This is a genomic window from Ramlibacter sp. AN1133 (genome assembly GCF_037890035.1).
In the GTDB taxonomy this organism is placed as follows: Bacteria; Pseudomonadota; Gammaproteobacteria; order Burkholderiales; family Burkholderiaceae_C; genus Ramlibacter.
In genome coordinates, this window is sequence record NZ_JBBKTQ010000008.1 from 276,870 (window position 1) to 285,727 (window position 8,858).

Sequence of the window (8,858 nt, forward strand, 5' to 3'; positions counted from 1 at the left end):
GGCGGGAATGACGGACAAGAAAAAGCCGCCCGAGGGCGGCTTTTTCGTGGCGTGGCGTCAGCCTACTGGCCGTCGGTGGAAATTTCCTCCGGCTCCGGCTTGGCCTTGCCTTCCTTGCGCGGCAGCGGCTGGATGTCCAGCTTGACGTCCGGCGTTTCGGTGCCCTTCTCGTCGGTCTTGACCTCGATGTCCACCGTGAGGCGGCCCCCTTCGGTCAGCTTGCCGAACAGCAGTTCGTCGGCCAGCGCGCGACGGATCGTGTCCTGGATCAGGCGCTGCATCGGCCGCGCCCCCATCAGCGGATCGAAGCCCTTCTTCGCCAGGTACTTGCGCAGCGAGTCCGTGAAGGTGACTTCCACCTTCTTCTCGGCCAGCTGCTGCTCGAGCTGGAGCAGGAACTTGTCGACCACGCGCAGGATGATCTGCTCGTCGAGCGCCCGGAAGCTCACGATCGCATCGAGGCGGTTGCGGAATTCCGGCGTGAACAGGCGCTTGATGTCGGCCATCTCGTCGCCCTGCTCGCGCGAGTTGGTGAAGCCGATCACCGACTTGTTCATGGTCTCGGCGCCCGCGTTCGTCGTCATGATGACGATGATGTTGCGGAAGTCCGCCTTGCGCCCGTTGTTGTCGGTCAGCGTGCCATGGTCCATCACCTGCAGCAGCACGTTGAAGATGTCCGGGTGCGCCTTCTCGATCTCGTCGAGCAGCAGCACCGCGTGCGGCTTCTTCGTGATGGCTTCGGTGAGCAGGCCGCCCTGGTCGAAGCCGACATAGCCCGGAGGCGCGCCGATCAGGCGCGACACCGCATGGCGCTCCATGTACTCGGACATGTCGAAGCGGATCAGGTCGATGCCCATGATGTAGGCGAGCTGCTTGGCCGCTTCCGTCTTGCCGACGCCCGTGGGGCCGGAGAACAGGAAGGCGCCGATCGGCTTGTCGCCGCGGCCCAGGCCGCTGCGCGCCATCTTCACCGAGGCCGCCAGCACTTCCAGCGCCTTGTCCTGCCCGAACACCACCGACTTCAGGTCGCGTTCGAGGTTCTGCAGCTTGCCGCGGTCGTCGCTCGAGACGGAGGCGGGCGGAATGCGCGCGATCTTCGCCACGATCTCCTCGACCTCCAGCTTGGAGATCGTCTTCTTGCGCTTGTTCACCGGCAGGATGCGCTGGGCGGCGCCGGCCTCGTCGATCACGTCGATGGCCTTGTCCGGCAGGTGGCGGTCGTTGATGTACTTGGCGGAGAGTTCCGCGGCGGCCTGCAGGGCGCCCGCGGCGTACTTCACGCTGTGGTGTTCCTCGAAGCGGCTCTTGAGGCCCTTGAGGATCTCGATCGTCTGCTCCACGCTCGGCTCGACCACGTCGACCTTCTGGAAGCGACGGGACAGCGCCGCGTCCTTCTCGAAGATGCCGCGGTACTCGGTGAACGTCGTCGCGCCGATGCACTTGAGCGTGCCTTGCGACAGCGCGGGCTTGAGCAGGTTCGATGCGTCCAGCGTGCCGCCCGACGCCGCGCCGGCGCCGATCAGCGTGTGGATCTCGTCGATGAACAGGATCGCGTTGGGCTTGTCCTTGAGCGACCGCAGCACGCCCTTGAGGCGCTGCTCGAAATCGCCGCGGTACTTGGTGCCCGCCAGCAGCGCGCCCATGTCCAGCGAGTAGACGGTGCTGTCGGCCAGGATCTCCGGCACTTCCTTCTGCGTGATGCGCCACGCGAGGCCTTCGGCGATCGCGGTCTTGCCCACGCCCGCCTCGCCCACCAGCAGCGGGTTGTTCTTGCGGCGGCGGCACAGGATCTGGATCACGCGCTCGACCTCGTACTCGCGGCCGATCAGCGGATCGATCTTGCCTTCCTTGGCGGACTGGTTCAGGTTGAGCGTGAACTGCTCGAGAGGCGATGCCTTCTCGTTCTTCTCGCCGCCCTCCTCGCTTTCCGAGCCCTGGTTCTCGCCGCTCTTGGTGGGCTCCGGCGGATCGGTCTTCTTGATGCCGTGGGCGATGTAGTTCACGACGTCCAGGCGCGTGACGCCCTGCTGGTGCAGGTAGTACACGGCGTGCGAATCCTTCTCGCCGAAGATCGCCACCAGCACGTTGGCGCCGGTCACTTCCTTCTTGCCGTTGCCGGTGGACTGCACGTGCATGATCGCGCGCTGGATCACGCGCTGGAACCCCAGCGTGGGCTGCGTGTCGACATCGTCGGTGCCCGCCACCTGCGGTGTGTTGTCCTTGATGAAGTTCGACAGCGACTTGCGCAGGTCGTCGATGTTCGCGGAGCAAGCGCGAAGGACTTCGGCCGCGCTGGGATTGTCCAGCAGGGCCAGCAAGAGGTGCTCCACGGTGATGAATTCGTGGCGCTGCTGACGCGCTTCCACGAACGCCATGTGGAGGCTGACTTCCAATTCCTGGGCAATCATGAGATTTCCTTCTGCCTTGCGTTCAAAACCTTTTCCGATCTTCGAGTGACCATCACTCAACCGGTTCACTCAGACACTGCAAAGGATGCCCCGCCTGTCGGGCCGCCTCCTGCACCTGCTGGACTTTCGTGGCCGCGACGTCCCGCGAGTACACGCCACAGATTCCCTTGCCGTCCAGATGGATCTTCAACATGATCTGCGTGGCCGTCTCCCTGTCTTTCCCGAAGAACTCCTGGATCACCACCACCACGAATTCCATGGGGGTGTAGTCGTCGTTCAGCATCACGACCTGGTACATCTGCGGCGGCTTGGTCTTCTGCGCCTTGCGCTCCGCCACCACCGAGCCGCCGTCATCCTCCGACGGCTTGATCACGGGGCCGGCCGGCGGCGGGATGGGTGTCTGACTGGCCATGAAAATCATTCTATCGACGGGGACTGGCTCCCGTAGACCCTAGGTGAATTGGAGACGGTCCCGTCACATTCAAGCGACATGCGTGCCAGCTTGCCTTCCGGACCCTCGCGGACAGGCCCTGGCACAGCAGGAATCGTTTCGCGACGCGGACTTGCGTTTGACTAAGTGAAAATATTGACAGATGAGCGCACTTCAAGGAGACTCGATCTTTACTGAGGGAACAAAAAGCGGGGGCGCGCATCATGGCGACCGGTACTGTGAAGTGGTTCAACGATGCCAAGGGCTTCGGGTTCATCGAACCCGATGGCGGTGGCTCGGACGTGTTCGCGCATTTCTCGGCGATCACGATGGAGGGTTTCAAGACCCTCAAGCAGGGGTCGCGCGTGAGCTTCGACATCCAGCAGGGCCCGAAGGGGCAGCTGGCCCAGAACATCCAGGCCCAGCCCGGCCCGATCCAGACGCAGCCTGCCCCCGACCGGCCGCCACGCCAGCCGAAGGTCCGCGCGCCGCAGTTCCATGCGGCCGGCGGCCACAGCGGCGATCACGCGAACAAGTCCTAGGCGCCTGAAGGTGCCTGCCTGAAGAAGCCGCCTGCGGGCGGCTTTTGGCGCTTCTGGGGGGCGCGCGGCGGGTCATTTGCCCCGGTTGCGGGGCTTGCCTGCGTGCCGTCAGCCGGCGATCCAGACGCCGTCGGGCCGGCGGCAGGCGGTGCCTTGCTGGCGCTGCGGGCCGCGCTCGGTGTGCACCGTGAGCGTGTACGGGCGGCAATAGGCGCCCTGCACGTAATTCACCTTGCCCGGCACGACGGTATAGCGCTGGCCGCCGTCCTGCCACTGGACCTGCTTGCCCACCGGCGCGACCTCGAGCACCTCGCCCACGCACGCGTGGTCGGTGGCGTCCATGCGCCGGCCCACCTCGCCGCCCACCAGCACGCCGGCGACGGCGCCGCCGATGGTCGCCAGCGTCCGGCCGTCCCCCCGGCCGATCTGGTTGCCCAGCACCCCGCCGACGATACCCCCCAGCACGCTGCCGACCGCGCGGCTGTTGCAGCGCGACGTGCCCGCGACCGGCGCCGGCCGGTACTGCGGCTTGTACACGTACTCGCCCTGCTGCTGCACCATCCACGGCAGGTACACCACGGTGGGCTGCACGGGCCGCGGCGCCGGCACGACCACCACGCGCTCAGGCTCGCGGCACTCGCGCTTCTCGCGGTATTCGCCGTGCTTCCATTCGCGCTTGACCTTGCAGTTGCCGTCCCAGAACTCCTCCTTGTGCTTGTCGTGCCCCCACGCGTGGCCCTTGCCATGCTTGCCGTGGCCACGGTCGTGGTCGTGGTCGTCGCGGTCGGCCATCGCCGCCGGCGCGGCCAGGACGGCCGCCACGGCGGCCAGGAGGATGGAAGTGCGCATGGCGTTTTCCTGCTTTCTCGGAGTTCAGTTCCTGCCAACGGATTCTGGGCGCGGGCGTTGACTCGACCGTAACCGGGCATGTAACTCCCAGCCGTGGCGTGAAATCCTGCAGGGCCTAGCAGCCCAGTTCCTCGCACAGGCGTTGCACCCGCGCAGTGACCTCGGCGTCCATGCGGATCGGCCGGCCCCATTCGCGCTGCGTCTCGCCCGGCCACTTGTTGGTGGCGTCCATGCCCATCTTGCTGCCCAGGCCCGCCACCGGCGAGGCGAAATCGAGGTAGTCGATCGGCGTGTTCTCGATCGTCATCGTGTCGCGCGCCGGGTCCATGCGGGTGGTCAAGGCCCACATCACCTCGCGCCAGTCGCGCACGTCGACGTCGTCGTCCACCACCAGGATGAACTTGGTGTACATGAACTGGCGCAGGTGGCTCCACACGCCCATCATCACGCGCCGCGCATGCCCCGGGTAGGCCTTGCGGATGCTCACCACCGCCATGCGGTAGCTGCAAGCTTCCGGCGGCAGGTAGAAGTCGACGATCTCGGGGAACTGGCGCTGCAGCAGCGGGATGAACAGTTCGTTCATCGCCAGCCCCAGCACCGCGGGTTCGTCGAGCGGCTTGCCGGTGTAGGTGGAGTGGTAGATCGCGTCCGGCCGCATGGTGATGCGGTCGATGGTGAACACCGGGAACTCGGCCTGCTCGTTGTAGTAGCCCGTGTGGTCGCCGTACGGGCCCTCCAGCGCGTGCTCGTAGCCGCTCGCGTGCTTCGCATCGGGCTGGATGTGCCCTTCCAGCACGATCTCCGAGGTCGCCGGGATCTTCAGCGGCAGGCCGATGGCGGAGGCCACCTCGGTGCGGCCGCCGCGCAGGAGGCCGGCGAACTGGTACTCGGACAGCGAGTCGGGCACCGGCGTCACCGCGCCCAGCAGCGTGGCCGGATCGGCCCCCAGCGCCACCGCGACGGGGTACGGCTGGCCGGGGTTCGCCAGCGCGTGGTCGCGGAAATCGAGGGCGCCGCCACGGTGCGGCAGCCAGCGCATGATCACCTTGTTGCGCGAGAGCACCTGCTGGCGGTAGATGCCCAGGTTCTGGCGCGCCTTGTGGGGCCCCTTCGTGATCACCAGCCCCCAGGTGATGAGCGGCGCCACGTCGCCGGGCCAGCAGTACTGGATCGGCAGCTTCGCCAGATCCACGTCCGGGCCTTCGAACACCTGCTGCTGGCACGCGGGGCTGCCCACCTCGCGCGGTGCCATGTGCCACAGGCGCTTGAGCAGGTCGCCCATGCCCAGCATCTCCTTGAAGCCGCGCGGCGGCTCGGGCTCCTTCAGGCGCGCGAGCAGTTCGCCGAAGACGCGCACCCCCTTGAGATCGGGCACGCCCATCGCGCGGGCGACGCGCTGCGGCGTGCCGAACAGGTTGGCCAGCACCGGGGTCGTGTGCCCCGTGGGGTTCTCGAACAGGATCGCGGGACCACCGGCGCGCAGCACGCGGTCGCACACGGCGGTCATTTCCAGGTGCGGCGAGACCGGCTGGGCGACGCGCTTGCAGTCGCCGCCCTGCTCCAGTTGCGCGACGAATTCGCGGAGATCGCGGTAGCTCAAGGCCGGGTGCCGCGGCCGCGCGTGAAGCGCGAGAGGTCGAACACCGGCAGCTCCAGCGCATCCAGCGTGTTCTTCACGACCAGGCCCAGCTCGGTATCGCCTTCCATGCTCAGGCGGCGGTTGAAGAACAACGTGTCGGGATCTTCCTGGCGGCGCGCGATGCGCAGGAAATCGGGGCCGCTGGCGCTGATCGTCAGGTCCGGCTGCTCCTGGCGCGCCAGCGGCGAGAAGCGCGTGCCGTTCCAGGAAAAGTCGAAGGAGACGCGCGCGTCGCGCACGTGGATGCGGAACTTGCGGCCGGACATCAGCAGCTTCACGTCCTGGGGCAGTTGCGGCGCCAGGATCGCGTTCAGGGCCGTGGCCAGCACCAGCGAGCCGGGATACGACGGCAGGCGCTCGAGCACCGCCGCGATGGGCTTCGGGCACTCCGGCAGCCCGGAGAAGGAAAACAGGGGGGCGCTCATGCCAGGGCCTCGGTCACTTGTTCCAGGCCGGAGCGGCCGTGCCAGTAGCCGTTGCAGGGCTCGCCCGGCAGCAGTTCCTGGAGGTTGACGTGCGCCGCGCGCGCGCTGGACGTGCCGCGCCGCACGCCGTCGAACAGGCGGATGATCTCCGGCGTGTGCTGCGACTGCGGCGACAGCCGCACCACGTCCACGCCGGTCTTCACGAGCGAAGGCATGTCGCCGAGCAGGGAATGCACCCGGGCCGACTGCGTCTGGATGCCGTTGAGCACCAGGAAGGGCTCGTTCTCGCGCGTGCGCAGCACCAGGCCGTCCGGGTGGGCGATGCAGCTGAATCCGCAGTCGTCCTTGGGCAGGTTCAGGTGGCGCGCCGTGAAGCAGCGGGCCGAGAAGGCGAGCGGCAGGCGGCCGAAGGCGAACACCTCCGTCTCGAGGCCCTTCGGGCGCTCCATCTGCAGCATGGCCAGGTCCTCGCGCTTCATCTCCACCGGCATCACCCAGCGCGATGCGCCCAGGCTGGCCAGCCAGCGCAGCGTGTCGCCGTTGTAGATGTTCAGGTGCGGACCGGCGACGAAGGGCGTCTTGCCCGCGCAGCAGTGCACCGCGCCCATGTCGTTGGCCTCGACGCGGAACTCGCCGTTGGCTGCGATCTTGTGCAGCACGGTGACGTCGGCGCCGGACTCCAGCAGCACCTGCGTGGACAGCACGACTTCCTTGCCGTGGCCGCGCAGCATGTGCGCGATCTCCAGCCAGTCGGCCAGCTTCACCTCGTGGCGGCGCGAGCACACGGCCTCGCCGAGATAGACGATGTCGACCGGCGTGTCGGCGATGCCGGCGTAGAAGGCCTGCACGGTCTCGCGCGGCCAGTAGTACTGCAGAGGGCCCAGGGACAGCTTCATGGCCTTACTTCCAGGAACGGTGGTACGCGCCGAGCGTGTGCTGCTGGCCTTCGGCGAGCTGGTCGAGGCCGGCCATCCATTGGGTCTTCACGGCGTAGCGGTGGCCGGCGGCCACGCACTGGTCGATGGCCTCGCGCCAGATGCGCGTGACCTGCGCCACGTAGGCGGGGCTGCGCTGGCGGCCCTCGATCTTGATGGCGCGCACGCCGATCTTCATCAGCTGCGGCAGCAGGTCCAGCGTGTTGAGGCTGGTCGGCTCCTCGATGGCGTAGTAGTTCTGCTCGCCGTCGACGTCGAAGCGGCCCTTGCACAGGGTCGGGTAGCCGGCGTTCTCGCCTTCGCCATAGACGTCGATCAGCACGCCGCCCAGGCGCGCCTCGCGGCCGCGCGGCGTTTCCTGCCAGCGCACCGCCTTGGCGGGCGAGCACACGCCGTGCGTGTTGGGCGACTCGCCCGTCACGTACGAGGAGAGCTGGCAGCGGCCCTCCACCATCACGCACAGGCTGCCGAAGCCGAACACCTCGATCTCCACCTGCGTGCGCTGCGCGAGCTGCTTGACCTGCTCGAGCGACAGCACGCGGGGCAGCACGGCGCGCTGGATGCCGAACTGCTCGCGGTACAGGTTGATGGCTTCGTAGTTGGTGGCCGAGCCCTGGACCGACAGGTGCAGCCGCAGGTTCGGATGCTGGCGCGCGGCGTACTGCATCAGGCCGGGGTCGGCGACGATCACCGCGTCGACACCCATTTCGGCGGCGGTGTCCACGGCGGTGCGCCAGCGCTCGCCCTGCCCCGCCTGCGGGTAGGTGTTGATGGCCATCAGCACCTTGCAGCCGCGCTCGTGCGCGTAGCGGATGCCGTTCTCGATGGCGGCGCGGTCGAAGTTCAGGCCGGCGAAGTTGCGCGCGTTGGTCGCGTCGCGCATGCCCAGGTAGACGCAATCGGCGCCGGCGTCGACGGCGGCCTTGAGGGCGGGCAGGCTGCCGGCCGGGCAGACGAGCTCGAAGGGAATGGCGGCGGGAGTTGGAACGGACATGAAGTGCGGGGCCGCGCCCCGGAGAGACCGGATACCGCCGACGATACGCGCTGGCGCGTGTCGCCGCACTGACGATTGTCAAAGGGAAGGCCCGCGGCGCCCGGGAGGTGCCGCGGGTCGCCGCGTTACAGGAACGCCGGCTCGGTGGGCGGCGGCGCCACGCCGGCGAGCTGCAGGTCCACCAGGTCCTGCGCGCTCCAGACCCCGTCCAGGAAGGCGAACTGCTCGACGCCGATCACCCGATCGGTGCCGTCGCGGCCGAACATGCGGTCGGCGATCGTCAATTCGCCGGTGGCGGAGTCCAGCGTGACGACGTAGTCCCCGGACCAGCCCTGGTACCCGGCCACGTCGATGCCGTCGCCGCCGGCGAGCAGGTCGTCGCCGAAGTCACCGCGGAGGTAATCGTCGCCGGCGCCGCCCTCGAGCGTGTCGTTGGCTGCTCCCCCGCCGAGGAAGTCGTTGCCGTCCAGGCCCTGCACCAGGTCGTAGCCCATGGCGCCGGCGAGTTGGTCGTCACCGGCGGTGCCCACCAGCACCTCGCCGTCGCCCATCCCCGGCACCAGATCGGCGATCGTGCGCACTTCGTACTGGAACTCGAACACTTCCGCACCTCGGACCACGTCGGTGCCGTCGCGG

The 8,858-nt window shown here is 67.9% G+C and carries 8 protein-coding genes and 1 pseudogene; 1 reads left to right on the forward strand and 8 read right to left on the reverse strand.

The features are described from left to right. Window positions 1-62: 62 nt before the first annotated feature. Window positions 63-2,408, reverse strand: coding sequence for an ATP-dependent Clp protease ATP-binding subunit ClpA (gene clpA / locus WG923_RS13975; protein WP_340351581.1), 2,346 nt, complete (start codon window positions 2,406-2,408; stop codon window positions 63-65). Between the two features lie 52 nt (window positions 2,409-2,460). Beyond that, on the reverse strand, window positions 2,461-2,829 hold the full coding sequence (clpS, locus tag WG923_RS13980; RefSeq protein ID WP_340351582.1) for an ATP-dependent Clp protease adapter ClpS: 369 nt from the start codon (window positions 2,827-2,829) through the stop codon (window positions 2,461-2,463). Between the two features lie 233 nt (window positions 2,830-3,062). Here clpS and WG923_RS13985 point away from each other — a divergent pair. Beyond that, a pseudogene (locus WG923_RS13985) lies at window positions 3,063-3,260 on the forward strand (cold-shock protein); the annotation flags it as partial. Between the two features lie 228 nt (window positions 3,261-3,488). On the opposite strand, the gene WG923_RS13990 reads toward WG923_RS13985, so the two are convergent. The 6 genes from WG923_RS13990 to WG923_RS14015 form a co-directional block, all read right to left on the reverse strand. Then, on the reverse strand, window positions 3,489-4,229 hold the full coding sequence (locus WG923_RS13990) for a glycine zipper 2TM domain-containing protein (RefSeq protein ID WP_340351583.1): 741 nt from the start codon (window positions 4,227-4,229) through the stop codon (window positions 3,489-3,491). 115 nt (window positions 4,230-4,344) lie between these two features. Then, complete coding sequence (gene ubiD / locus WG923_RS13995) at window positions 4,345-5,829, reverse strand: 4-hydroxy-3-polyprenylbenzoate decarboxylase (protein WP_340351584.1); 1,485 nt, start codon at window positions 5,827-5,829, stop codon at window positions 4,345-4,347. Then, on the reverse strand, window positions 5,826-6,293 hold the full coding sequence (gene ubiT, locus WG923_RS14000; RefSeq protein WP_340351585.1) for a ubiquinone anaerobic biosynthesis accessory factor UbiT: 468 nt from the start codon (window positions 6,291-6,293) through the stop codon (window positions 5,826-5,828). Before ubiT ends, ubiD begins: the two co-directional genes overlap by 4 nt. Then, entirely contained in the window at window positions 6,290-7,189 is a 900-nt protein-coding gene (locus tag WG923_RS14005; protein ID WP_340351586.1) for a U32 family peptidase, read from the reverse strand. The genes ubiT and WG923_RS14005 overlap by 4 nt, the downstream gene beginning before the upstream one ends. Before the next feature lie 4 nt (window positions 7,190-7,193). Beyond that, window positions 7,194-8,222 carry a ubiquinone anaerobic biosynthesis protein UbiU gene (gene ubiU, locus WG923_RS14010; protein WP_340351587.1) on the reverse strand — a complete coding sequence of 343 codons (1,029 nt, stop codon included), beginning with the start codon at window positions 8,220-8,222 and terminating at the stop codon, window positions 7,194-7,196. Window positions 8,223-8,347: 125 nt separating this feature from the next. Further along, window positions 8,348-8,858: calcium-binding protein (locus WG923_RS14015; RefSeq protein ID WP_340351588.1), on the reverse strand; the 511-nt coding region annotated here is incomplete at its 5' end.

Coding starts and splice junctions, on each gene's coding strand:
- ubiT (WP_340351585.1), bottom strand. CDS start 6,293: ATGAGCGCCCCCCTGTTTTCCTTCTCCGGGCTGCCGGAGTGCCCGAAG.
- clpS (WP_340351582.1), bottom strand. CDS start 2,829: ATGATTTTCATGGCCAGTCAGACACCCATCCCGCCGCCGGCCGGCCCC.
- ubiU (WP_340351587.1), bottom strand. CDS start 8,222: ATGTCCGTTCCAACTCCCGCCGCCATTCCCTTCGAGCTCGTCTGCCCG.
- clpA (WP_340351581.1), bottom strand. CDS start 2,408: ATGATTGCCCAGGAATTGGAAGTCAGCCTCCACATGGCGTTCGTGGAA.
- WG923_RS14005 (WP_340351586.1), bottom strand. CDS start 7,189: ATGAAGCTGTCCCTGGGCCCTCTGCAGTACTACTGGCCGCGCGAGACC.
- WG923_RS13990 (WP_340351583.1), bottom strand. CDS start 4,229: ATGCGCACTTCCATCCTCCTGGCCGCCGTGGCGGCCGTCCTGGCCGCG.